The organism is Pseudoalteromonas luteoviolacea CPMOR-1 (genome assembly GCF_001625685.1).
GTDB classification, from domain to species: domain Bacteria; phylum Pseudomonadota; class Gammaproteobacteria; order Enterobacterales; family Alteromonadaceae; genus Pseudoalteromonas; species Pseudoalteromonas luteoviolacea_K.
Window position 1 is genome coordinate 316,899 of the sequence record NZ_AUYC01000035.1, and the last position, 24,705, is coordinate 341,603.

Below are 24,705 nucleotides of genomic sequence, written 5' to 3' on the forward strand. Positions count from 1 at the left end.
TTTGCACGATAATGAAATTCCACTTTTTTTTGAGATTAGTGCCCCAAAACACTGGACCCTTAAACCAGTCCAGGGTGACGAATGTGGCAACTGATTAATCTGGCCACCCTTTGAGTAACGTTTACACCCATATAAAACCCGTCGTCCCGGACTTGTTCCGGGATCCATGCTGAGCTTCTATCTGACGATGAGTAATTGGCACCATCTAAAACTGCTCATCTCACCTTGTTACGCAATGGAGGTTTATTCGCTGTGTCCGTATTCATTACCCTTTGCACGATAATGAAATTCCACTTTTTTTTGAGATTAGTGCCCCAAAACACTGGACCCTTAAACCAGTTCAGGGTGACGAATGTGGCAACTGATTAATCTGGCCGCCCTTCGGATAACGTTTACACCCATATAAAACCCGTCGTCCCGGAGTTGTTCCGGGATCCATGCTGAGCTTCTGTCTGACGATGAGTAATTGGCACCATCTAAAACTGCTCATCTCACCTTGTTACGCAATGGAGGTTTATTCGCTGCGTCCGTAATCATTACCCTTTGCACGATAATGAAATTCCACTTTTTTGAGATTAGTGCCCCAAAACACTGGACCTTTAAACCAGTACAGGGTGACGAATGTGGCAACTGATTAATCTGGCCACCCTTTGAGTAACGTTTACACCCATATAAAACCCGTCGTCCCGGACTTGTTCCGGGATCCATGTTGAGCTTGTATCTGACGATAAGCAGTTGGCACCATCTAAAACTGCTCATCTCACCTTGTTACGCAATGGAGGTTTATTCGCTGCATCCGTAATCATTACCCTTTGCACGATAATGAAATTCCACTTTTTTTTGAGATTAGTGCCCCAAAACACTGGACCCTTAAACCAGTCCAGGGTGACGAATGTGGCAACTGATTAATCTGGCCACCCTTTGAGTAACGTTTACACCCATATAAAACCCGTCGTCCCGGACTTGTTCCGGGATCCATGTTGAGCTTGTATCTGACGATAAGCAGTTGGCACCAGCTGAAACTGCTGACTTCACCTTGCGCAAAGGAAATGTACTCACCGCGTTCGCAGTCATTAGCCCTTTGCACCCTACTTGATAATTATCTGTTTTTGAAGCAGACTCATCTTACCTCTAGTATTTTAGGGAAAAGGTATGGATACTGAGTTGTTTTCCTTTGCATTTAATCTGTTTTTATTTTTGGGGGTTGTGATTGCTTTTAAAGATCGCGCCCGTATAGATAAACTCGCGAAAAAGGTTATACATCTTCAAAAAATCATCGACTTTCAAACAGCGCAGATTGATAAGCTCAAGCAAGCGTTGAGTGAGTCTTCCCCAGCGCCCCGCTCCACTGATGAGCCAACAATACACATAGAATCCGCAGAACCTGAGACCGTGCAGGCTGACAATGTAGAGCCAGCACACTTATCAACCCCTGCAAAACAGGAAGTAAAAAGCTCGCCAACGCAAACGATTCAAAAGCAATTTACACTGCCAAAGTTCAGCTTGGAAACGCTAGTCAAAGGCAATGGTATTTTCTGGTTAGGCGCCCTTATTTTATCTATTGGTGGGGTTTTCCTCGCCAAATATTCGATTGAGGCCGGCCTTATGCCACCAGCCGTGCGTGTTGTTTTAGGCGCATTGTTTGGCTGTGCGCTGGTCGCAGGTGCTGAACTGGTTAACCGCTTTAAAACCAAGCTCAATGTGAATACACCATACATCTCAGCGGCACTTGCCAGTGGTGGTGTAATCACCTGCTTTGCTATGGTTTTGGTGTCTTTCAATCACTATCACTTTTTACCTGCCAACCTCGCCTTTGTCTTTTTGGCGGTCATTTCCCTGTGTGCGACCTATTTGGCACTTCGCTTTGGGCCTGTACTGGCGGGCATCGGGATCATCGGCGCATATGCTGTGCCAGCGCTTATCTCCACTGGGTCTAATAATATCGGGGCATTGTTATTGTATGTCGCCTTTGTGTCTTTATCTGCGGTGTGGGTTGCTGATTACGTCAAAAAAAAGTGGCTGTGGTGGCAAAGTTTTGTTGGCCATTGTGTGTGGTATATCGGTGCCATTGCATTAGGTGATAAAGGTGACTTTACTGCTATTAGCCTGTACACGATTGCAACTCTATATTTTTATGTGCTATCAAACCTACTTAGTTGGCGGCTTAATTTAACCATGCATAATCCACTGCCCATCAAGTCATTATTAATGGCAAGAAGAGAGCAAGTCGCAACTCTTATCACCCTATTCTTGTTCGCTATTTACCTGATATTTTCGCCCGTATTCAGTCACATGATGATAGCCGCTTTCATTGTAGCTGCCATCGCTTTTGCTTCAGCTTACAGGCATAGTGCCCTAGATACATGGCCATATTTGGCGCTAGGTTTTGCTTTGTTTATGTTTGGCAACATACATCAAAAAATCGATTTTAATGACATCCTCTATCCTTTTTCTGGTAAGTATTTGTTTATTCAGATCGCAGCATTGTTAGGTATGGCCTTTAGCGTCTTGATGATCAAACGCGATGCAGCACGCCATGCTTATTTACTGCTAATTGTGTTAGTGCCACTGAGTTTGTTTGGTCTTAGCTATATTTCACTGCCTGTGGACAGTGACGCCATCCTCTACCCTGTTTGGGCGTTTGAACTCCTGCTCATCGCCGCTGGTGCAGCGCTTGCGGCTGCCAAATCATCAGTACCTTTACAGCGCGTGACATATTTAGTGTTAGCAAATGCCATGCTAACTTTGTGTTTGACCATGTTGTTATCTGCAAGCACGCTGACCTTGGCTATTACGGCGCAAGTCGCATCCATGAGCTATTTAAGCTGGAAATACAAGGTTGAGATCCCTGACTGGCTGTACAAAGCAGCTTTACTCGTTGTGGTTACTCGATTGTCTGTGGCCCCTTGGGTTGCTGATTACAAACATGAAGCCATTTTAGGTATTCATTGGACACTCATACTCTACCCAATTGCGATTGCTTTAGTCTGGTTTGCCGCAAAATATAACCCGTCAAGAACGCTTAATACGTGGTTTATGGGTGTGTTTATTCACTTATGTGCGCTACTTGTCACCACCGAAACCAGCTATTTATTAGTCGGAGATTATCCTAATTTTGATAATTTAAGCTATCAAGAAGGCGTCGTTTTATCCCTTAACTGGTTAATTTTGGCGGGCGTATATTATTGGCGCAGCCAGCTAACGCGCAATCTGCAAAAGCTGTATATGATTGGTGGCAGTATTTTACTCGGTGCAACTACGCTAATACATGTGCAGTTCTCCGTGTTTGAAAGCCCATTTGTACACAGCCAAAACGTAGGTGGCTATGTCATAAACTGGTTGTGGCTCCAATGGCTTGCACCTGTATTATGCCTGTATGGGTTTATACATTTTAACCTTGTCAAAGCGCAGTTTAACCGTTTTATTTATGTGGCAATGGCCATATTTGGCTTTATGTTTATCAACGGAGAAATACGCACCTTGTTCAATGATGGCTTCATCAGTTGGCATTTGGGGATAAAAGAAGCGGAGCTTTACACCTATTCGATTGTTTGGTTACTGATCTCAACTACAACCATTTTTGTCGCGCAGCATTTTAACCATAAGCACGTAATCAGTATTGGTTTTATCGGTCTAGCCATGGTGATTTTAAAAGCCTTTATGGTCGATATGTCTAACCTTGAGGGGCTGCTCAGAGCCTTGTCATTCATTGGCTTAGGCTTGTGTTTGGTGGGTGTGGGTTGGCTATTTCAAAAAATGCAGCCACAATCCTCCACCAGCCCTTCAGATAATGAGAGTTAATCGCAAGTTATCATAAGCGAGTGCAGGTCACTCGCTTTTTTAATCAGAGAAATTTTAACTTGAACTTTGATTTTTACTGGGTAGGACTTCTGCAAAACCGTCATCATACAAGTCAATCACACTTTCAAACCCGTATTTTGGGGCCCAGCCCAATTCATTTTGCGCTTTAGATGAGTCATAAACTCTGTCTAAGTTTTTTGGTAAAGACCAACCACGCTGTTCAAACACCGCCACCAATTTTGGTGATCGTGCACGTAAAACAACCTCACAATCGTTAAATAATTGCTCACAGCAGCTGGGATCAAACGGTGTTTTGCCTGAAATAATAAACCGATTAAAACCCGATAAGCTTTGTTCGATGGCACAGCGGTGAGCAGCAGCCACATCGCGATAGTCAATTCCTCGGTTTAACCGATACAATGCCATTTGCTCGACTGGCTCAGGAAAGCATCTCGACATTTGCAACACGGTTACAGGAAAACCAAACTTATTACTTATCGCTTCAAGGGCTATTTCCGCAGCAATTTTAGTATGGTGGTAAATGGTTTTAGGTAGCGGCTTTGTGGACTCTGTCACCCACCCAGCTTGCATACTCGGCGTACTAGCATGTCCATATAATGCCGTGGTACTGGTAAACACCATCTGCTTTACGCCACTGTTAATAGCAAGCTCTGCTAACTTTATAGTTGCTGAAACATTCACTTCATGAAACAGTTCGTTACTTACATGACCGATGTGGGGCGCGTGTAATGCCGCTGTATGGACGACCACATCAATTCCTACCAGCGCCTGCTGTAAAAGCATGTCATCGCGAATATCACCGACAAAATCTGCAGTTGAACAAGGTGTGCTGTCTAAACCCACCACGTCGTAGCTATGTGCTAGATGAATATAAATGGCTCGCCCGACTCGTCCAGCGGAGCCCGTGACTAAAATCTTCATATAACGCTCAATGTGAATACCTTGCTTTTATTGTAACAAACGAAAAAGGGCCTTTAAATTGGCCCTAGGAAGTAACTCATAAAGGAATTTTGATAGTTAGTTAAACTGCTTTTTCTTCGTCACTTTAGCTGTGTGACCAAGCACGCGAATTGACCAATTCGTGAATGTTCCCGGTTTGGTATTATTCTCAATGGTGTAGCGACTGCGTGGTTGGCCAAACGGGTCGGTGACAATCGTGCGCTGTTGATCATTCATATCCGTAATATGTAGCTTCCACATGCCAACAGATCTTTCATCCCAGAATTTATAACTGAGTAGTTTATGATCATCATAACCAAGTAAGCTTTTTTCAGATGGCGCGATATAATCTGTGTTTTGTCCTACCAAGTTATTATTTGGCGACATCAATATACTACGAGTGCCACTTGGTGACTCTAGCTCCACTTTTAAGTCGGTAATACGGCCATGTTCAGCACTTAAGCGTACTTGCACGCCCTCAATAAACATATCTTCAGTCACTTCAATTTCTGAGGTGGTTGTGTGTGTAATATCTTCTAAAATAGGCTTGCTAAAGCTGTCATTCTCGCCAAACCATTTCGTTTTGACAAAGTCTGCTGGTAGATTTTCAACAGCATAACGTCGAATAAGCTCTGCCGCTTTATCAACATCGACTAGACCAAAACCATAATAAGGCGAAAACTCAACACCAGCTGCATTACTAGACCAGCCTTCCAATGCCACCACATTAGACAACTTAATGTCTTCCATATCTCGGTTTACTTTGGTTGCCGTATTGGCCAATAAGTGCCTGATATCTCTTGCGGTCAGGTTGTGACCTTGCTGTTCTGCAGCAGACATCAACAACGCGACTGCACCGGTAACATTCGCTGCTGCAGATGATGTGCCATTCACTCTAAAATAATAATCTTGTGGGCCTGTGCACGCTTGCTCTCGACCTTGATATTTCTCACGCCAGTCGCAGCTCAATGTTGTTGTCACCATTCCTGGTGTGTTACGATCTGCCCCCGCAGGCGCAGTAACAAAGATATTACTACCCACAGTAGAACTATTACTTAACCTGCCATCGGCACTCACACCACTGACATTAATTTTCCAGAAACTGGTTAAATGACCACTATTTGCGTTATGAAATGGAAGCCCGCCATTATTTATTGCATGGTGATATCCCAGTGTATCTATACCATTAGGTCCATACGCATTTATTAATGTCTGGAAATAGCCATTGCCCGCAGCCTGCACAAAAAGAGCGGTGCGTTTGTCTTGCTCTGTTGACAGTGTTATGCGCTCCATCACCTCATCTCTGAGCCTAAAGTTAACCATCTGAATGGTCTCGCCAGTATCAGCATCCGTAGTTGTATATGCATAGTTATACGGCGTACTATGCGCAGGGGTTACCCCAAAGCTGGTATTGAAAACGCGGGAATCTTGAGCAATCGAGGTTTTACCATTTTTCAGGCCAATGCCACGATGATAAGCCCAACTCTCATGACGGCTCATGTATGAACCGAGTCTATTGTGCACAATCACATCCGCTTCTGGCGCGACGCCTCTGATCCCAACATCGTTTTGCACAGCTGCGATCAAACCAGCCATGTATGTGCCATGTGCTGACGCCCAGGGTTCCGTTGAATCAATACTCGGGTCAAAAATTAAGTTGTCGATCAAATCCGTATGAAGCTCATCTACACCTGTGTCAATAAGCGATATTTGCACGCCCTGACCTTTATGCCCCCAAAGATGTGATTGCCACAAGTTCAAGTCATGCCCTGAAACTGTATTATCGATGCTACCATCGTTGAGTAAATTCCATTGTAGAGATAGGTATGGATCACCATTTGGGTCTAACCACCTATTTTCATATTGACGGTCTGTTGGGCTAGCATTGACTTGACATGCCATCAAAATAGCTAAACTAATTGGTGCAAATTTATACTTCATAGCATTTTCCTTTTTTCTACTCACATTGCTAAAAACGAATTGGAAATATAACATTAGAACCCAATCTGGGTACAATCTAATGAGTAACAAAATATTTTTATAATTAAATGTGAAAATCAATAAAGATAAAAAAACTTAAAATAATTAAAATTAAATATTTTAGATTTATGATAAAAATAGTGAAACATATCTAAAAATCAGAAAAAATTATTTATAAGTATATAAATTAGTCAATTAGGTATTGTAATTACTGTAGAGCAGCATCTTTTATTGTTCAATAAAATACCAAAGAACGAGTAAATAAAAGTATTAGCTAACTTGTAAGAAAAATAAGTCATTTATAACAATATTTCAATATAGTTGAAGTGAAATATAGGAAAGCTATTATTTTAAATGTAACGACTAATAATCGGGTAAGAGAAATATGCTTCTATAAGTAACCTCCACGAATATAAAGGTTACTTATAAAGGTAATTTATTAAATACCAAGTAAGCTATTTAATGCAGAGTGCACTTGCATCTTGGCTTTTTCTTCAGAATAAGGCGTGACAGCCAAAAGCGGAAAATCAAGACCTCGCTTGAGCGTCTCTAGGTTCGCGTCATACTCAGCCATATTTGGGTCAATTTGATTGGCAATCCAGCCAACACATTTTGCGCCTGATGCCTCAATGGCCTGTGCCGTTAAAAAGGCATGGTTTAAACAACCTAACTTCATACCAACCACTAGAATAACGGGTAAGTTTTGCTCTGCAACCCAAGTAGATAAGAAGTCTGTATCATTGATTGGTAATGCCCAACCACCTGCACCTTCAACCATGGTGAACTCAGCACCTAGCGTAGACACATCAGCCAGCTTATTGGTCAAATCTTGTTTTGAAATATGCACATCAACGCGATTTGCTGCAATATGCGGTGCTATTGGCGGCGCAAAACAAAACGGGTTAATTTGCTCGTATGTACCATGCACATTAGCCGCCTCCATTAAAGTTAAAGCATCTTCGTTGACCAATTCGCCAAATGCTTCTTCTGCACCGGCAGCAATGGGCTTAAAACCAAGGGCCTTTTTCTTTTTTGAGACAAGATACTTCAGCAGCAAACTCGTAACATACGTTTTGCCAACTTCAGTATCTGTACCGGTAATAAAAAATTGACTCATTATTTTGTTAACTCCAAAAATGCCACTTCGTAACTAACATGGGCAAAGCCATCAACGAGTGGGTAGGCTTTTAACAAAGCCTGATAACTTTCCTTACCCACTAAGCCACGACGCGTATCTGTATTATTTAACTGGTTTGCACCTATGCTTTTAACCGATTTCAGCGCCTCGCGTGGGGTGTTGTAAATATCCACCAAACAACGTTTACTCATCGACCGGATCGAAAACCCAGCTTGCCTTGCAATCTGCTGTACGTCTTCAAATCGGGTAAATTGGTTTACATGGCAATGGCCATCTACACCCTGCCAAGCTTTAGCAATTTCACGTAAAGAGCCATCAATAACAATGGATAAATGCGCACTGCCGCCAGCTTTTAACACAGTATTCAAACGAGTAAATAATGTTGGTAAATCACTGCTCCACTGCATCGCAAAATTACTAAACACACACTCTACAGACTCAGCTTGCAAAGGCAGTGCATCCATATCCGCACACACTTTCATGGCAGACTCTGGACCTTGTTTTAACATGCCTTCGCTCAAATCCAATGCCACTAACATATCGCACTTTTGAGATAACACACCATGATGTTGCATTGGGCCCGCGCCCAAATCCAACATACTGTTGTAGCGACGGTTTAAACCGGCAAACAGGATTTCGGCTGAGCGCTGTTGCACGTTGGCGTGCTTAATGTACTGAGCAGACGCGCGTGAAAACTTATCTGCAATATTTAGTTTTAACATCGCACTCATATTACCTCCTTGAGGCATTCAACCAAGTATTCGATGTCAGCTTGCTGGTGCGCTGCGGTCAGTGTTACACGTAATCTAGCCGTATTGTGTGGTACGGTTGGCGGCCTAATTGCAGTCAGCCAAATACCTTTTTGTGCAAGGCTTTGCTGCGCATTTAACGTGCTTTGCGCATCGCCCAATACAATAGGCTGAATCGCACTATTTGATGCCTGCACTGGAATGCCCGTATCATTACAAAGTGCTTTAAATTGTGCAATGTGGCGATGGAGTGCCTCACGAGCATTATGACTATCACATAATCTTGATAGCTGCGTCGATGCAATCTCAGCTAAAGCCGGTGACATAGCCGTTGAGTATGTATATTCACGGTTAAACTGTACCATGTAATCAATCACTCGTTTGCTTGAGAGCACAGCAGCGCCTTGACATCCCATGGCCTTACCAAATGTGATCACTAAAATATCAGGCCTCACACCGGACTCGACAGAGCCTAGACCACTTGCGCCGCATACCCCGAAACTATGGGCATCATCAATCATCAGCCAAGCGCTGTGTGTATCAGCCAAAGACTTCAGCTCATGCAACGGCGCACCATCGCCATCCATCGAGAAAATACCTTCACTGACAATAAGCTTGTTTTGGACACGTGTTTTTTCCAAACGCGTGCGCAAATGACCCATGTCGTTGTGATTAAACCTGACTAACTTAGCGCTGCTGTTCAGCCCACCATCAATGAGGCTGGCATGATTGAGCTTATCTTGAAACATAGCACTATCTTGGCCAGCTTTATTATCATGAAATAAAGTGCTGAGCACACTAAAGTTAGCGCCAAAGCCACTAGCAAATAGCATGGCTCGCTCATAGCCGAGCAGCTCACACAATTTGGCCTCTAGCAATCGGTGGGTGCGCTGATATCCAGTGACCAAAGCTGAGCTTTTACTGCCAGCAACAAAGTCACCAGAAATAGTCTGATCTCCAAGCGCTAAATAATCATTACTGGCAAAGTTTAAGTATTGCTGCCCTTCAACTTGAATATGACGAGCAGACACTTTATCTATGCAAGTACGGCGACGCTGCAGCGCGTCACGTGCTTTGTCTTCTAGCGCTTGATCTATAAATTCAAACGCCATTTATTTTGCTTCGTAGAACAGCTCTGACGTTGCTTTATCTGCAATTGCAGAGTTAAGAGATGCTTCATACGCTTCATCTGAGTAGTCTTCACGTGTCTCAGGCTTCATACCTAGCTTTTTAAGTAGGTTCATATCCGCGTCTGCTTCAGGGTTTTCTGTGGTTAATAGCTTATCACCATAGAAAATTGAGTTTGCACCAGCAAAGAAACACATTGACTGCATTTGCTCATTCATCGCAGTACGGCCTGCTGATAAACGCACATAGCTCTCTGGCATCATGATACGTGCCACAGCAATAGTACGGATGAACTCAAAATGATCTAAATCATCCACATCTTCAAGCGGCGTACCCGCTACTTTAACCAGCATGTTAATTGGAACACTTTCTGGTTGCTTTGGTAAGTTTGCTAACTGCATTAATAAACCATAACGGTCCGCAGCCTGCTCACCCATACCCACGATACCGCCAGAACAAACCTTCATGCCTGCATCGCGCACATGATCAATGGTATTCAGTCGGTCTGCATAAGTACGTGTTGTAATGATCTGTTCATAGTACTCTGGAGAGGTATCTAGGTTGTGATTGTAGTAATCAAGACCTGCATCTTTTAAAGCATGTGCTTTTTGATTATCTAGCTTACCTAGGGTCATACATGTTTCTAGACCAAGTGCGCTAACTTCTTTAACCATTTTTTCAATGTATGGCATATCTCTATCTTTTGGATCTGACCAAGCAGCACCCATACAAAAACGCGTTGCGCCCTTTTCTTTTGCCAATTTTGCTTGGTTAACCACCTTTTCAACTTCCATCAGTCGTTCTCTTTCTAGGTCTGTTTTATAGTGACCTGACTGCGGACAGTATTTACAATCTTCTGGGCATGCGCCTGTTTTAATCGACAGAAGAGTAGAGATCTGGACTTCATTTTGTTTGAAGTTCTTGCGATGTACGCTCGCAGCATAAAATAGTAAGTCGTTAAAAGGCATTTCAAATAATGCTTTTACTTCTGCGTGTTTCCAATCGTGACGAACGATGCCATATTCCATAACTTAATCTCTTCTTTTTCTGGTTTTTTTCGCCAGATAATTTGACGGTGATTGGCTTAGTCTACTTCTTGCTTTAGTATTGTCAACGAGTGATGAGCAAACAAGGTTTACAAATGAATAAAAATCAACCAATCGATCTGAATTTTGACAAAGCCCACATCTGGCATCCCTATACGTCAATGATCGATCCGCTGCCTGTTTATCCAGTGACACACACAGATAAAAACCGCATATTTCTAGAAACGGGTGAGTCTCTGATAGATGGTATGGCCTCTTGGTGGAGCGCCCTGCATGGTTACAATCACCCAAAACTTGTTAAAGCAATGACTGAGCAAGCCAGTCAAATGAGTCATGTGATGTTTGGCGGCATTACTCATGCACCAGCTGTCAATCTATGTAAAAAGCTCGTTGAAATCACGCCAGAACCACTACAAAGGGTATTTTTGGCAGACAGTGGCTCAGTGAGCGTTGAAGTAGCCATTAAAATGGCTTTGCAATATTGGCTGAGCCAAGGTCATCACTCTAAAAATAAATTAATGACTGCCAAAAAAGGCTACCATGGTGATACCTTTGCTGCCATGAGTGTCTGTGATCCTGTCAACTCGATGCACAGCATGTATCAAGGCTTTTTACCTGAGCATATTTTTGTTGACGCACCACAATCCAAGTTTGGCGAAGAGCAAAACGACGCTGAACTAATCGCCTTAGAAAATACATTTAAACAGCACCACAATGAACTTGCTGCCTTCATCATTGAGCCAATTGTGCAAAACGCAGGCGGCATGAACTTTTACAATGCAGAATATCTTAAAAAGCTCCGCGAGCTTTGCGACAAATACGACGTGCTGCTGATACTCGACGAAATTGCCACAGGCTTTGGTCGTACCGGCAAAATGTTTGCTTGCGAACATGCTGACATCGCACCAGATATTTTGTGTATTGGCAAAGCATTAACTGGTGGATGTATGACATTGTCAGCTACCTTAACCACAGACAAAGTCGCGCTGGGGATAAGCCAAGGTGAAGCAAAAGTACTGATGCACGGCCCAACCTTTATGGGTAACCCACTAGCTTGCGCAACGGCAGTTGCGAGTCTTGAATTGCTGGAAGAAACGGATTGGCATAGCAATGTCACCCGCCTATATAACGCAATGCAAGACTTACATCGCTGTGAAGCACTTGAAGCGGTTAAAGAGGTACGCACATTAGGAGCAATTGGAGTTGTAGAACTATTTGATGTGGTCGATGTAGCAAAAATTCAAAAGTTCTTTATCGAAAAAGGATTATGGATCCGCCCGTTTGGCAAACTCATATACATTATGCCTCCTTATATTACCTCTAATGACGATATCACTCAGCTAATCGATGGTATCTATCAAGCGATTGAGCTAAAAGCCTACTAAAATCATAAGATATCAACATGTACCTAGCGTAGGTGTTGATATCTTATGCCTCTAAATGATTATTTATCACACAAGTCTGTATATAATCCAATCACATACAATAAAAACTATTATTTTTTCAGGACCTTTAATGATTTGTACCTGAATTTACTTCAAGTTTTTGCTACAATACGCCTCTTTTTTAGAACCTAGCAAGCCGAGAAGTAGTAAGTATGCAACAATCCGTCCAATTGCAGCCGGCAGAGGCCTATCAGCCACCTCGCTTTACTGTGTATCAACACCGTCAAATTGATAAGATCGAACAGCTTGATAAGCTGCCTGAGCACCTGCGCTTTCAAATGAAAGTCGTTGCGAACGTATTCCCATTCCGTGTAAATAATTACGTTATCGACGAATTGATTGATTGGGACAAGGTACCTAATGACCCAGTGTTCCAGCTGACATTCCCACAGCGCGGTATGCTTGATGATGAGTCATATGATGAAATGGCTGCTTTATTAAAGCGTGAACATACGCCAGAAGAAGTATTTGAACTGGCAACTAAGCTAAGACAAAAGCTGAATCCACACCCAGCAGGACAAATGGACAAAAACGTACCGTCTTTTGAAGGCGAAAACGTTGCTGGTGTACAACACAAATACAAAGAAACAGTATTATTCTTCCCTGCGCAAGGTCAGTACTGCCACTCTTATTGTACTTTCTGTTTCCGTTGGGCACAGTTCGTTGGTAAAGCAACGCGTTTCAACAATAACGATGAAGAGCTACTGCACAGATACCTAGAAGAGCACACTGAAGTTACAGATCTACTGATGACAGGTGGCGATCCAATGGTAATGCGTACTGTTAAGTTACGTAAGTACCTTGAGGCACTAAAAGAGCCAAGATTTGACCACATCCGTACTATTCGTATCGGTACTAAGTCTTTAACTTTCTGGCCATTCAGATACGTCACTGACCCAGATGCAGAAGATTTATTAGCACTGATCAAAGAGCTTGTTGACGCTGGTAAACATGTCTCATTTATGGCGCACGTAAACCACAAACAAGAGCTTCGTACTGATGTAGCGAAAGAAGCGATTAAGCTGATTCGTAAAACAGGTGCACAGATCAGAACCCAAGCGCCTTTACTTAACCACTTAAATACAGATCCAGATATGTGGGCTGAAATGTGGAAAGAACAAACACAAATGGGCATGATCCCTTATTACATGTTCATCGAGCGCGATACCGGTGCAAAACGTTACTTTGAATTACCGTTGCACAAAACATGGGAAATTTTCAGAGATGCATACAAGCAAGTATCAGGTGTGAGCCGTACTGTGCGTGGTCCATCAATGAGTGCAGGCCCGGGTAAAGTCGAAATCTCTGGCGTGACAGAAATCAACGGCGAAAAAGTATTCGTTCTACGCTTTATTCAAGCACGTAACCCTGAGTGGGTACAACGTCCATTCTTTGCAGAGTTTAACGAAAACGCGCATTGGCTAGACGACTTGAAACCAGCATTTGGTGAAGAGAAATTCTTCTGGCAAGAAGAATACGAAGCGATGTAAAACATAAAAAAGCCGACTTAAAAGTCGGCTTTTTACCATTCAAACATATGTGCCATTTTACTGATGGTTTTAAGTGCAACCCCATGCTGGTTGCGTTTCGCATATAAGTGTTGCAAGGACTTATCTTTCACCTCACCAACAATGACTTCTTTCACTTGATACCCCATCGCATGCGCTGCACTGACATACGCGATAAATTCCCACTTTTTGATGTTGGTATTATCCAAAATAACCAAAGGAATACCTTCTGAAAGCGCATTGATAAATCGCGCAATATTCAAGTTGTGATATTGCGGCAGCTTCGCCTTATTGAACTCATAATTGCCCTGCTCGTCTGTAAAATAATCATCTGTAGAGCAAATTGTGTATTGTGATTGATCACCAGCCACCAGCTCGTCGGCTAATGTTTGCGCATAGTGTGTTTTACCAGAACCTGGTAATCCTCTTAAAATAAAAGCTTGTTTCATTTAATGAAAATTCATTCCGACTTTTTTTATTAATAACCGAGCTATAATGCCACAAAAATCGACCTTCGCACAGTGCTCAGTGCCGCTCCATACACGGTGATAAGCCAATTTTTAGCCATTGTGGCTAAATTTTTTTTAAATTGGGCCATTTGGTAGTTTTTTTATGTAGCCAACGGGGGTAAGATATCGATCACGTGACTCCAAACACAACAAGCAAATTGCGTTAAAAAAAAGAGTCACTGTAGAATTTGCGCTCAGTGCATTGAAATTTGCGCTAATGTGCATATATAGACAAAAACAAGCTGGGCAAATATGCCCTTATTACAAATCATTTTGGAGTAAAGATGAGCCACATAGCGATAACGGAGCTACTAGCAGGCACCGTTGCGGTAGACAGCCAAGTTACAATCAAAGGCTGGATCCGTACACGACGCGATTCAAAAGCGGGTATTTCATTCCTTGCCGTCCACGACGGTTCTTGTTTCGACCCTATTCAAGCAGTAGTACCTAATTCGCTTAATAATTATGAAGAAGTAACTCGTCTTACTGCTGGTTGTTCTGTTGCGGTAACAGGTATACTTGTAGAGTCTCAAGGTAAAGGCCAGAGCTTTGAACTACAGGCGAACTCAGTAGAGGTATTAGGCTGGGTAGAAAACCCAGATACATATCCAATGGCAGCAAAGCGCCACTCTATTGAATATCTACGTGAGCATGCACATTTACGTCCACGTACTAACGTTATTGGTGCAGTCACACGTGTTCGTAACTGCTTATCGCAAGCAATCCACAGATTCTTCCATGAGCAAGGTTATATGTGGATCAGCACGCCAATCATCACAGCGAGTGACTGTGAAGGCGCTGGTGAAATGTTCCGTGTGTCTACGTTAGACATGAATAACCTTCCTCGTACAGACAAAGGTGATGTTGATTACAACGAAGATTTCTTCGGTAAAGAAGCATTCCTAACGGTATCTGGCCAGCTAAACGGTGAGACGTACGCAAGTGCAATGTCTAAGATCTACACTTTCGGCCCTACGTTCCGTGCAGAAAACTCAAACACGTCTCGCCACCTAGCAGAGTTTTGGATGGTTGAGCCTGAAGTTGCATTTGCTGACTTAGACGATGTAGCAAGCCTTGCTGAAAACATGCTTAAGTATGTGTTTAAAGCCGTATTAGAAGAGCGCCGTGACGACATGGAATTCTTCGCTCAACGTATCAACAAAGAGGCGATTTCTCGTCTTGAGAGCTTTGTAGATAAAGACTTTGCTCAAGTTGATTACACAGATGCCATCGAAATCTTAAAAGCGTCTGGTAAAAAGTTTGAATTTGACGTTGAATGGGGTGTAGACCTTCAGTCAGAGCACGAACGTTACCTTGCTGAAGAACACTTCAACGCACCAGTCGTTATCAAAAATTACCCGCGTGATATCAAAGCATTCTACATGCGTCAAAACGAAGACGGTAAAACAGTTGCAGCAATGGATGTTGTTGCACCTGGCATCGGTGAAATCATCGGTGGTTCACAACGTGAAGAGCGTTTAGACGTACTTGATGCGCGTCTAGAAGAAATGGGCTTAGATAAAGAAGATTACAGCTGGTACAGAGACCTTCGTAAATACGGTACCGTACCACACTCAGGTTTTGGTCTAGGTTTCGAGCGTCTAGTTGCTTATGTAACAGGTATGGGTAACGTACGTGACGTTATCGCATTCCCACGTACTAAAGGCAGTGCAACTTACTAATTCAAATTCGTTTGATTATAAAAAGCTCTGTTTTTACAGGGCTTTTTTTATATCTTGCTACCACCTGACTTTAGTGTTTTTACTTGCACACATGGATTCTGAGGCAAGCTCAGAATGACGTAGTTGGGTATCAAGATTAACGAGATCTCAAAACAAGCCCAAAGTGTCAGCACTGCAAATAATACTGTCACTCTGAGCTTAATTTACAGCCTATTTTTTGGCCTGCGATATACCATTTAGCACACAGGAAATAGGCCCAAAGAATAAAACGATTTAGGCTCGTTTTTTAGTTATTCAATACATAGCTCTTACAAGCACCAAGATCTGTATATCGATGTGCATGACCCAAGGTTTCTGGCGCAACACCATGTAAAGGCCCACCGTTCACACGCCAGTTTTTACCCTCAAAGCTGACTACATCCCCTGCGCTATAAACACTTGGGTACGGCTGCCACTGCTCGGCACAAGGTTGACATTTAGGTAGCTCCTTTGCAATCACATCTAACAACTTATATTCATCATCTCTTGAGTCTTGGTGCAATTCCCAAATGAAGATGCCAGGGTAACCATTTTCAGACACAAAATCGGTTTTTGTTTTTAACAGTTCTGGCGTTTCCCAAAAATGTACGTAGTTATCTAGCTCATAGTAGCCTTGGTTGTAATCTACGCCCTCGCCTTTTACTATCGTATCAACAATTTCCCGTGCAGTTAGTGTTTTGACAGGACCACTAACTAATGGGAATGATTTATTGTAAAACGGCACACCCAAACTGGTTTTGGCCACATCATATTTGGTGATCATGCTTTGGCTCCACTCTGCCGGATGCACTAATCCGCCATGGATGTATTCCCAAGCTGCATGGTGGTTTTTAGGTGAGCCGCCCCAACCTCCCGTATAGTCATACGCCATAAAACGAATAATGTCTGCATGGTCATCTAAATCTTTATGAAAGTTAATACCTGACCATCCACCAGCCTGCACATCAACAGACACTTCTAAGTGCGAAGGCAGTTTTTCTCTAAGTTCTTTAACAAGCTCCAGAAGATATCCGCTCTCAACCGGATTTGGCTGATTATAAGTGCTCCAGTCTTCCCAATCGACATCGATACCATCAAGTTTATGTAACTCAGCATATGCAACTAAGTTATCAACGAGATTACTGCGTGCAGCGGCATCCATAGATAAAAAGTCAACGCCTGCGCCACCTACAGATAGCATTACACCCGTATTGTTGGCATGAGCATGCTCGACAATATCATCGATATATCTATCAGCTTGTGTCGTATCCATCGTGCCATCAGGACGAGGGTAAGCAAAAGCAACAATTATGTGCGTAAGTTGATCAGTCGCTAAGTCTTTAACATCCAACTCACCGCCAGCAGGATAATCCCAAGTAGAATAAAACCCTTCAACCCTTGGGCAAGACTCTGCAGCGCTCGCACTCATAGTGATCGTTCCAAAAACAGCAGCGGTTATTGCCGCCATACAAGTTTGTTTAAACATAACCTTTCTCCATGTTGTAAAAATGTATCCTTAATTTAAGTAACATGAATACAGGTCATAGAATATTGAATTTTTATACCGACGATTTTTTAACAACTCAGTACGTTAATGCTATTAAAGACAACAAATAAACATCGGTATCTAGACACACAGACAATCGCAAGAATATAAATATTATTTAATGTCTCGTATTAAACGCATGGCTTTTCATCACAGTAGCTACGAGTCTGAATACGCTTACCCAAGCTTCTCTTAGCTCTTGATTCCATTCACTTCCAAGCCCTTTTTTCAGGGTATAAAGCAATGCATTTCCAACAAATGTAAAATGCTCCGCTTTAACCCCATAACCTACATGTCTCTCTGCCAACTTATGTAAAACTGGAACAAGTCCATCGAGGTCATCCAGCGAATTCACAGCAACCTTCAGTGTCGCCATTAATTTTTGCCCTTGGCTTTTTATGCTACTTTTGAACAACGCTTTCAGTGACGGGTCATATTCGAATAACGTTGTATAAAATATCTCTGCTGCTTGTTCAGCGATCGGCTCTACCTTTGCGAAACTTTGCTGCACCAGCTGCTTTTGTCTCGTTGTTAAACTCATTCTGACACTCATACATTATTGGTATTTTTACAACTCTAGACCCTATATCGCCATCTTGCTAATAATACCTATATGAACAACAAACTAAGATATTCCCCCAATTGGTTTCATACACTTCTTAATGAGAAAAAATCAATTTACACCATAAGAGATTGATTAAAGTCCCATCTATTTTTTGTGCGGACCAATTAAACAGCTGGTTCTTGACATTAAAAGCTTAAGTCAGTTTATTTAACGATTATCAGAAAATGAATTTAATGGATCTAAAACAGGATAAATGGCGTCTTAGCTGTATATTACTGGTGAACTGTTGAATCATTTTTTATGTAAATAAGAATAACCGAATAAGCTCATGCCGCCTTGAGGCCAATTGCACAAAAAACACTTACGTATCACAAATACTCGTAAGATTTAAAGACACTTTAATCTTTATGTAATACCAAAATTGACGTACTCAACAACCAACTGTAGCCCGATTATAAGCGTACTGACTTTATTTTTAGAGCAGAAACAACCCCGCTGGCTAGTAAAAAGCCAGCTTGATGTGATTATTTTTTCCTAGAATAGAAGTTAGCAAAGATGAAATCTCGCTCTTCAATGCTTGCATGACAATTTGAACACATGTGCTTAATGGCTGGCTCACTGCCTTTTCCCGACAAAATAATTGTCCCTTCTTTATCGAATTGCACATACTCCCAATCACCAAACCCTTTTGAATATCCCTTTTCACGCTTTATCATCATTGTAACAGTTAATGCGTCGTGTGGCGCACCAGATTGGGAAGAAAAGTTCTCCTTCAACACAATTGTACCCGGTTGGTACGGCTTAAAGTTGGGCTCTGCAACTTCGTCTTCATCCTCTTCTTCTTCATCGTAATCTTGATAATACCGGAGATATTCTAAATAGTTATTTTCGTAGACTTTCACATCTTGGTTTAAAAAGACGACAATAAACTGCTGCCAGTGTAAGCCTGAATGCTCAAAACCTGTCACCCTATGCCATTGAGTTCTATAATCTTTTAATGCTTCTTTGTATTTCTCTGGCATTTTGAAAGGATATACGCCAAACGGATTTGCTAAAACTGAACATGCACACAAACCAATACTGACACATAGCATTTTGATTATACGAGTCATGTTTAATTTTCCTAGTTAAGAGCAAGCTTCAAAGTGGCGCGCTTTTTACCTTTGTACATCACATCAACGCTGGTTTCTTGCCCTTTAGCCAATTTGAGCTCAACCAAATCATATTTGGGAATTTGCAAAACAAATTCAGTGTGCGTGCCAACATCAAGGTTAATCGGATACACCTTTTGTTTTTTCGTAAATGGCAAAACTTGATATGCATCGGAGTTTACATTAGCGATATAGCTACGCATTTTAGGGTGGATTTTACACCCTATTCTAGTCAAGGTATTCTCGCTCCAGTCTGCAGACACTTTGGTAGTCTGGCCTTGATTCATCAAGCCAACGTCAAACTTTACCCCAGAATTTGGGTCATTGGCGAAAATATTGTGCTGAAATTCATCGGAATTCTTAAATGTAATCTCACCATTTTTACCTATCACTACGGCTTTTTTATCAAACACCTTATTAGACTGATCAAGCTCTGCTGTACTTGGTCCCTTTCCCCCTTTTGCGTAAACAACCCCAACAAAAGATGGTCTCTTAACAAATTCCAACTCCCCAGTTAATACTGCTGCATGCGCCGAAAACATCGAACATAAGCTTATGCCAATTAACATATACTGTTTCATCTCTACTCCTTAGTTTGGTAGTTTAGGTCGCTGTATAACAACAGGATCAGTCAGTGCAGCCATAAATGCGATGAGGTCTGCTTTTTCTTGTGGGTTTAAATTAAGTGGTACTATCAGTGGGCTCACATTTTTAACATTCACCGCACCTTGGTCATAATGCTCAATAACTTCCTCCAAACTCGCTAGGGAGCCATCGTGCATATAAGGCGCACTCATAATGATATTTCTTAGACCTGGGGTTTTAAAGGCCCCCTTCAGCTTACTATTGGGGTCGATTAAAAACCGACCGTCGTCATTATCCTTAATGCCGATATTATGAAAGCTATCGTCGGTAAAGTTAGCGCCATCATGACATTTTACACAACGCGCCTTGCCTACAAACAGCTGTAGGCCTCTGACAGCTGAATGGGACATCGCTTCTTTTTCGCCCGCAAGATATTGGTCAAATGCAGAGTTGTCACTAATTATGGTTTTTTCAAATGCCGCGATTGCTCTACCTATATTTTCAAACGTAACTGCACCGTAAATTTCTTTGAATTCCTTTTTATAAAAAGGAATTTTTTTAAGTCTGCCCACAGCTTCTTTTGGTGTCATCTGCATTTCCACATCTGAAACAATGGGGCCAAGCGCCTGCTCTTCTAGTGTTTGCGCACGACCATCCCAAAAAAAGATAGCTGACCACGCAAGGTTATAAAGGTGCGGCGCATTACGTCCTAAAATATCTCCACCGCTGCCAATTCCCTTCGCGAGTCCATCGCTAAAACCGAGTTCAGGGTTATGACATGTTGCACAAGATTGGTTCTGGTTTTTTGACAGTCTATGATCAAAGAAGAGCATTTTACCTAACTCAACCTCCCGTTCAGTCGGCTCTTCGTCATCAAAATACTCTATATCATCCACATCTGGTGTTGCTAAATTACCATACGCTGGCGAATCAACAGCCACCACGTTGGCGCTCAACCCCAGCGCTAACGTAAGCAAAACCCACTTGTTACAATTCATTCCTCGCCCCCACAGTGTTTACCATCAATTGTAAATATTTGGATATAAACTTTGACCTTATCGAAGGATTGTCTATATTTTTCAATAAATCAAAAAATTAGTAGCTTTTAATAAAAGTTTAGTAAAACCATGCAATTAGGTACAAACCGTCATCCTAAGCTGCTAAAAATAAGAGCTCACAACAAAATATGAAAATTTCTCGTTTCGTTCCGGGCATTGCTGCGCAAATGCTGTTAGCGTTTGGCGTTATTACCTCTTTAGGTATATTTAGTAACTTCTTCGTTTACCTGAGTACGGGTACGCTGGCTGGCAATTTTACTCAGGTCTCATCAGTCTCTATCCCTTTAGTAAATGTAAATTCTGATTTGAAGATGCATATACTGGACTCCCTAATAGCGTTAGAAGAACAAATCATCACAGGCAGTAATGAGCAAGCTCGAAAAAGTGCCAAAGCAAAGCGCGATGAAGCTTGGCAAGAAATAGAGCAAGACTTTTCACAATTAAGCAATTTTGCAAAACAAACTGGATTCAGTGATGCAAAACTATCTGTCATTCGGACCAACCTGCTCAAACTGAAACAAGAACAGTCAGTGATATCTAACATTGCTAATACACTTGACAATGAACCTGCCGTTAAATTGCTGGTGACAGAGGCAATCCCCCTAGCCGAGTCTATGGTGCAGTTATTAGCTCAACTCATTGAAATCGAAAGTGAACAAGACCTTGATGAAGAAAGAATAGAATTATTTAAACTACTTGTTGACTCTGAGATCAGCTTCGCAACCGCCATTTCCGAACTGCGTGCTTTTCTTTTAACTAGAGAACAGAAAAATATAGATGGATTTGATCAAGCATGGTTTAAAAACAGTGATGCGTTTGTTTCTATTCTTGATGACTATGAAGAGCTATTTACCGACCAGCAGCTTGAATATTGGGAGTCATATAGTGAAGAGCGTGAAAAGCTTGCACCCGTGACCATTTTAGCGTTTGAAAAACAAGCCAGCGAAGAATCCAACTTTGCCACCCATCACCTGAGCAATACAATTAAACCTCTTACGGAAACCATTTTTAATGAACTCCGTGAAATGAATCAACATGTTGAGTTAGTTACAGAACAAGGTATTGATGACACTCAAAATGCCCTTTCGAACATGTTTGTTGTCCTCGCTTTAAGTTCAGTGTTAACAATCATTATCGCTAGCGTGATCAGTGTCATGTTTAGCAGTAAATTACGCAACCGTGTCAAATCTTTACTTAATAGAGCTAAGAATATATCCGTCGGTGACTTTAAAACTAAACAAGATTACTTTGTGATCCGCGCCGACGATGAATTGAACCAACTTTCTGAGAGTTTCAATCATATGACGCTCTCCTTATCCTCGACTATTTCTACAGTGAGACGGCAATCAAGACAGGTTGGCCACTCAGCACACCAAGTGGCAGCTATTGCGACTGAAATAAGTACCGTTGCAAAAAATGAAAATGCGAGTTACTCAGAGGTTATGCGCGTCATCGAATCATTTATGGACTTATTAGTAGAATCTGGACAAGCGATAGAGCAAAGTCAAACGGTGCTAGAACAAGCTAAAACAGAAGCGGATACGGGAATTGAAGCCGTTGAAAGTAACTTAACTGAAATGGTGAGAACCGTCGAAGTCGTCACACTTGCATCAGCAGGCGTTGAGGAACTTAAATCGGCGAGTGAGCAAATAGAATCTGTAACAGATGCTATATCAACTGTTGCGGATCAAACTGCGTTAATTGCACTCAACGCAGCCATTGAGGCTGCCCGTGCTGGGGAGCAAGGTCGTGGGTTTGCAGTAGTGGCAGACGAAGTCAGAAGCTTGGCACAAAGAACGGCTAATTCAACTGATGAAATCAGAGGGGTAATATCCCAGCTTACTCATAAAGTCGTCGATGTAACACGTTTAATGACAGATATAATTCATCAAGTCGATATCAGTAAACAACGCTCAGATGAGAGTGGGCAAGCATTAAGGGCCATGACAAACACCATAGACAGTATTATCTCGGCAAATGACCAAATAGCGCATCGTTCTGAGCAGCAAAGCCATCAAATGCATGAAATGCAACTTAAACTCCAGCACTTATTCTCTTCTCTTCAGCAAAATGCCGAAAAAGCACAAATGGTCTCTATGATCGGCGCAGACCTCTATCAAACCTCAGAACTTGTAAATAACTTAATGGATGGGTTTCATTTCGACGAAGACAAAGATGCAATCAAAAAACGTCACGAAAAAAGGCGCTCAGACCGACTTGAGGCAAAGATTAAAATTAAAATTATCTCTGAAGAGAAGGACTACTCTACAATCACACGAGAGCTTAGCTGCGTAGGATGTGGTGTTACATTAAGTAAACAGTTAAACCAAGAACTGGATATTGACGCAAAGCTTACGCTGATAATGTATTTACCAAGGAAAAACTATCAAGAATATATGGGTCAATCACCAATGAAAATTTCTGCGCGAGTGGTAAGAAAAGAAGAGAAAAATCAAGAGTACACGTATTATGGAATGGAATTTTTAGTGGAAAGCGATGAAAGACAAAATGCACTATCTGAACTTTACGAATTTTTTGATCAGTAGAAACAAAGAATGCATGCTCAGCGCTGGCCGAGCATGCAGCTTTAAAGATAACCTAAATTATAGGATCTCTAATAGCTCAACATCAAAGATTAGTGTTGAGTAAGGTGCGATAGATGCACCAGCACCGCGCTCACCGTAAGCAAGGTCATGCGGAATGTATAAACGTAGTTTAGAACCAGCAGTCATAAGCTGTAGCGCTTCAGTCCAACCTTTGATCACACCATTTACTGGGAACTCAGCAGGCTGACCACGGTCGTATGAGCTATCAAATACAGTGCCGTTGATTAAAGTACCGTGGTAATGAACACGAACTGTTGAATCAGCAGAAGGCTTATCACCCTCACCTGTAGTGATAACTTCGTACTGAAGACCAGACTCAGTTACAGTTACTTCAGCGCGCTTTGCATTCTCTTCTAAGAAAGCAGTACCTTCAGCAGCCAGTACTTTTGCTTCTTCTTCACGGCGAGCTTGAATTTCGCTGTTGATTTTTTCGAAAGCAGCTTGGATCTCAGGGATCTCAACGCGGAACTCACCACCAGTGTAAGCGTCTTTCATACCTTCAAAAACTGCGTTTAAGTCAAGGCCTTCGAAAGGGTTAGCTTTTAATTGCTCGCCCATTTGTAGACCGATACCGTAGCTCGCTTTACCAGCGTCTGTATTGAATAAATCTGACATATAAATTCACTTTATTTATCATTATAAAAGGACGCGCAGTGTAGCATATACAAAGGATAACTTATAGGGCGACAAGCAAATACACGCCCTATAAATACTGGCTTATGCGTTATTCTCAAAGTTTTTTGATTTTAACTGCTTCACCAAAAATGTTGCAAACGGTAAAGATAATACCAAGCCAATAATTAGCTCATTGCTATAACCTGCAAGTTTATCCCCAAAAAAGACACCAAAGCCGATTACGCCGAATAATGAAATGACAACTGACGCTAAAAATGGCCATAATTTTTCGTATTTTGTAACGAGATGTCCAATAAGCGCGTTATATAAAAATGTGTATAAAAGCGTTTGCCAAAGCGTGGGCTGTGGCTGACCATCAATTGACATAATCACGGCCATTTCTAGGCCGCTTAAATAAAAGAAGCTAAAGACAATCCATAATGAACAATGTTTAACAACATCCTGAGCCATTGAACTCTCCAAACGAAAAAAACCGCCATTATTAGGCGGTTTTGGGAATGAGGTGGCGGAGAGATAGGGATTTGAACCCTAGATACGCTATTAACGTATGCCGGTTTTCAAGACCGGTGCTTTCAACCACTCAGCCATCTCTCC

The 24,705-nt window shown here is 42.0% G+C and carries 19 protein-coding genes and 1 tRNA gene; 5 read left to right on the plus strand and 15 right to left on the minus strand.

What is annotated here, in order from left to right:
- Positions 1-1,152: 1,152 nt before the first annotated feature.
- The gene (locus N473_RS16020; protein ID WP_063368787.1) at positions 1,153-3,801 is read left to right on the plus strand and encodes a DUF2339 domain-containing protein; all 2,649 of its coding nucleotides are present in this window, start codon (positions 1,153-1,155) and stop codon (positions 3,799-3,801) included.
- A gap of 54 nt (positions 3,802-3,855) precedes the next feature.
- On the opposite strand, the gene N473_RS16025 is transcribed toward N473_RS16020, so the two are convergent.
- The 6 genes from N473_RS16025 to bioB all read right to left on the minus strand — a co-directional run bounded on the left by N473_RS16025 (position 3,856) and on the right by bioB (position 10,784).
- Positions 3,856-4,743: an NAD-dependent epimerase/dehydratase family protein gene (locus tag N473_RS16025; protein WP_063368788.1), complete on the minus strand. Its 888-nt coding sequence runs from the start codon at positions 4,741-4,743 to the stop codon at positions 3,856-3,858.
- A gap of 96 nt (positions 4,744-4,839) precedes the next feature.
- Positions 4,840-6,702 (minus strand): S8 family serine peptidase, encoded by a 1,863-nt coding sequence (locus N473_RS16030; protein ID WP_063368789.1) that lies wholly within the window; start codon positions 6,700-6,702, stop codon positions 4,840-4,842.
- 478 nt (positions 6,703-7,180) lie between these two features.
- Positions 7,181-7,858 carry a dethiobiotin synthase gene (gene bioD, locus N473_RS16035; protein ID WP_063368790.1) on the minus strand — a complete coding sequence of 226 codons (678 nt, stop codon included), beginning with the start codon at positions 7,856-7,858 and terminating at the stop codon, positions 7,181-7,183.
- The gene (locus N473_RS16040; RefSeq protein WP_063368791.1) at positions 7,858-8,610 is read right to left on the minus strand and encodes a methyltransferase domain-containing protein; all 753 of its coding nucleotides are present in this window, start codon (positions 8,608-8,610) and stop codon (positions 7,858-7,860) included. Before N473_RS16040 ends, bioD begins: the two co-directional genes overlap by 1 nt.
- Positions 8,607-9,740, minus strand: a complete 1,134-nt coding sequence (locus tag N473_RS16045) for an aminotransferase class I/II-fold pyridoxal phosphate-dependent enzyme (protein WP_063368792.1) — start codon at positions 9,738-9,740, stop codon at positions 8,607-8,609. Before N473_RS16045 ends, N473_RS16040 begins: the two co-directional genes overlap by 4 nt.
- A complete protein-coding gene (bioB, locus tag N473_RS16050) occupies positions 9,741-10,784 on the minus strand; it encodes a biotin synthase BioB (RefSeq protein ID WP_039608952.1) in 1,044 nt (347 codons plus the stop codon).
- Between the two features lie 113 nt (positions 10,785-10,897).
- On the opposite strand from bioB, the gene bioA reads away from it, so the two are divergent.
- Together bioA and N473_RS16060 are read left to right on the plus strand one after the other, a co-directional pair.
- A complete protein-coding gene (gene bioA, locus N473_RS16055) occupies positions 10,898-12,187 on the plus strand; it encodes an adenosylmethionine--8-amino-7-oxononanoate transaminase (RefSeq protein WP_063368793.1) in 1,290 nt (429 codons plus the stop codon).
- A gap of 212 nt (positions 12,188-12,399) precedes the next feature.
- Positions 12,400-13,737 carry a KamA family radical SAM protein gene (locus N473_RS16060; protein WP_063368794.1) on the plus strand — a complete coding sequence of 446 codons (1,338 nt, stop codon included), beginning with the start codon at positions 12,400-12,402 and terminating at the stop codon, positions 13,735-13,737.
- 32 nt (positions 13,738-13,769) lie between these two features.
- Here the strand turns inward: N473_RS16060 and N473_RS16065 are convergent, their stop codons facing one another.
- Complete coding sequence (locus N473_RS16065; RefSeq protein ID WP_039608954.1) at positions 13,770-14,204, minus strand: AAA family ATPase; 435 nt, start codon at positions 14,202-14,204, stop codon at positions 13,770-13,772.
- A 344-nt stretch (positions 14,205-14,548) separates the two neighbouring features.
- Here N473_RS16065 and asnS point away from each other — a divergent pair, with 344 nt between their 5' ends.
- A complete protein-coding gene (gene asnS, locus N473_RS16070) occupies positions 14,549-15,946 on the plus strand; it encodes an asparagine--tRNA ligase (protein WP_063368795.1) in 1,398 nt (465 codons plus the stop codon).
- A gap of 286 nt (positions 15,947-16,232) precedes the next feature.
- On the opposite strand, the gene N473_RS16075 is transcribed toward asnS, so the two are convergent.
- The 5 genes from N473_RS16075 to N473_RS16095 all read right to left on the minus strand — a co-directional run bounded on the left by N473_RS16075 (position 16,233) and on the right by N473_RS16095 (position 20,809).
- The gene (locus N473_RS16075; RefSeq protein WP_063368796.1) at positions 16,233-17,450 is read right to left on the minus strand and encodes a glycoside hydrolase family 18 protein; all 1,218 of its coding nucleotides are present in this window, start codon (positions 17,448-17,450) and stop codon (positions 16,233-16,235) included.
- Between the two features lie 178 nt (positions 17,451-17,628).
- Positions 17,629-18,051 carry a globin family protein gene (locus tag N473_RS16080; RefSeq protein ID WP_063368797.1) on the minus strand — a complete coding sequence of 141 codons (423 nt, stop codon included), beginning with the start codon at positions 18,049-18,051 and terminating at the stop codon, positions 17,629-17,631.
- 548 nt (positions 18,052-18,599) lie between these two features.
- Positions 18,600-19,187 carry a cytochrome P460 family protein gene (locus N473_RS16085; RefSeq protein WP_063368798.1) on the minus strand — a complete coding sequence of 196 codons (588 nt, stop codon included), beginning with the start codon at positions 19,185-19,187 and terminating at the stop codon, positions 18,600-18,602.
- Between the two features lie 11 nt (positions 19,188-19,198).
- Entirely contained in the window at positions 19,199-19,807 is a 609-nt protein-coding gene (locus tag N473_RS16090; RefSeq protein WP_039608959.1) for a hypothetical protein, read from the minus strand.
- 9 nt (positions 19,808-19,816) lie between these two features.
- The gene (locus N473_RS16095; protein ID WP_063368799.1) at positions 19,817-20,809 is read right to left on the minus strand and encodes a cytochrome-c peroxidase; all 993 of its coding nucleotides are present in this window, start codon (positions 20,807-20,809) and stop codon (positions 19,817-19,819) included.
- Between the two features lie 188 nt (positions 20,810-20,997).
- Between N473_RS16095 and N473_RS16100 the strand changes: the two genes are divergently transcribed.
- Positions 20,998-23,415 (plus strand): methyl-accepting chemotaxis protein, encoded by a 2,418-nt coding sequence (locus N473_RS16100; protein WP_063368800.1) that lies wholly within the window; start codon positions 20,998-21,000, stop codon positions 23,413-23,415.
- 57 nt (positions 23,416-23,472) lie between these two features.
- Here N473_RS16100 and N473_RS16105 read toward each other — a convergent pair whose 3' ends face one another.
- The 3 genes from N473_RS16105 to N473_RS16115 form a co-directional block, all read right to left on the minus strand.
- Positions 23,473-24,090 carry an FKBP-type peptidyl-prolyl cis-trans isomerase gene (locus tag N473_RS16105; RefSeq protein WP_039608961.1) on the minus strand — a complete coding sequence of 206 codons (618 nt, stop codon included), beginning with the start codon at positions 24,088-24,090 and terminating at the stop codon, positions 23,473-23,475.
- Positions 24,091-24,192: 102 nt separating this feature from the next.
- On the minus strand, positions 24,193-24,561 hold the full coding sequence (locus tag N473_RS16110) for a hypothetical protein (protein ID WP_039608962.1): 369 nt from the start codon (positions 24,559-24,561) through the stop codon (positions 24,193-24,195).
- Between the two features lie 53 nt (positions 24,562-24,614).
- Positions 24,615-24,705: transfer RNA gene (locus N473_RS16115), tRNA-Ser, on the minus strand.

Coding starts and splice junctions, on each gene's coding strand:
- N473_RS16020 (WP_063368787.1), top strand. CDS start 1,153: ATGGATACTGAGTTGTTTTCCTTTGCATTTAATCTGTTTTTATTTTTG.
- N473_RS16025 (WP_063368788.1), bottom strand. CDS start 4,743: ATGAAGATTTTAGTCACGGGCTCCGCTGGACGAGTCGGGCGAGCCATT.
- N473_RS16030 (WP_063368789.1), bottom strand. CDS start 6,702: ATGAAGTATAAATTTGCACCAATTAGTTTAGCTATTTTGATGGCATGT.
- bioD (WP_063368790.1), bottom strand. CDS start 7,858: ATGAGTCAATTTTTTATTACCGGTACAGATACTGAAGTTGGCAAAACG.
- N473_RS16040 (WP_063368791.1), bottom strand. CDS start 8,610: ATGAGTGCGATGTTAAAACTAAATATTGCAGATAAGTTTTCACGCGCG.
- N473_RS16045 (WP_063368792.1), bottom strand. CDS start 9,740: ATGGCGTTTGAATTTATAGATCAAGCGCTAGAAGACAAAGCACGTGAC.
- bioB (WP_039608952.1), bottom strand. CDS start 10,784: ATGGAATATGGCATCGTTCGTCACGATTGGAAACACGCAGAAGTAAAA.
- bioA (WP_063368793.1), top strand. CDS start 10,898: ATGAATAAAAATCAACCAATCGATCTGAATTTTGACAAAGCCCACATC.
- N473_RS16060 (WP_063368794.1), top strand. CDS start 12,400: ATGCAACAATCCGTCCAATTGCAGCCGGCAGAGGCCTATCAGCCACCT.
- N473_RS16065 (WP_039608954.1), bottom strand. CDS start 14,204: ATGAAACAAGCTTTTATTTTAAGAGGATTACCAGGTTCTGGTAAAACA.
- asnS (WP_063368795.1), top strand. CDS start 14,549: ATGAGCCACATAGCGATAACGGAGCTACTAGCAGGCACCGTTGCGGTA.
- N473_RS16075 (WP_063368796.1), bottom strand. CDS start 17,450: ATGTTTAAACAAACTTGTATGGCGGCAATAACCGCTGCTGTTTTTGGA.
- N473_RS16080 (WP_063368797.1), bottom strand. CDS start 18,051: ATGAGTTTAACAACGAGACAAAAGCAGCTGGTGCAGCAAAGTTTCGCA.
- N473_RS16085 (WP_063368798.1), bottom strand. CDS start 19,187: ATGACTCGTATAATCAAAATGCTATGTGTCAGTATTGGTTTGTGTGCA.
- N473_RS16090 (WP_039608959.1), bottom strand. CDS start 19,807: ATGAAACAGTATATGTTAATTGGCATAAGCTTATGTTCGATGTTTTCG.
- N473_RS16095 (WP_063368799.1), bottom strand. CDS start 20,809: ATGAATTGTAACAAGTGGGTTTTGCTTACGTTAGCGCTGGGGTTGAGC.
- N473_RS16100 (WP_063368800.1), top strand. CDS start 20,998: ATGAAAATTTCTCGTTTCGTTCCGGGCATTGCTGCGCAAATGCTGTTA.
- N473_RS16105 (WP_039608961.1), bottom strand. CDS start 24,090: ATGTCAGATTTATTCAATACAGACGCTGGTAAAGCGAGCTACGGTATC.
- N473_RS16110 (WP_039608962.1), bottom strand. CDS start 24,561: ATGGCTCAGGATGTTGTTAAACATTGTTCATTATGGATTGTCTTTAGC.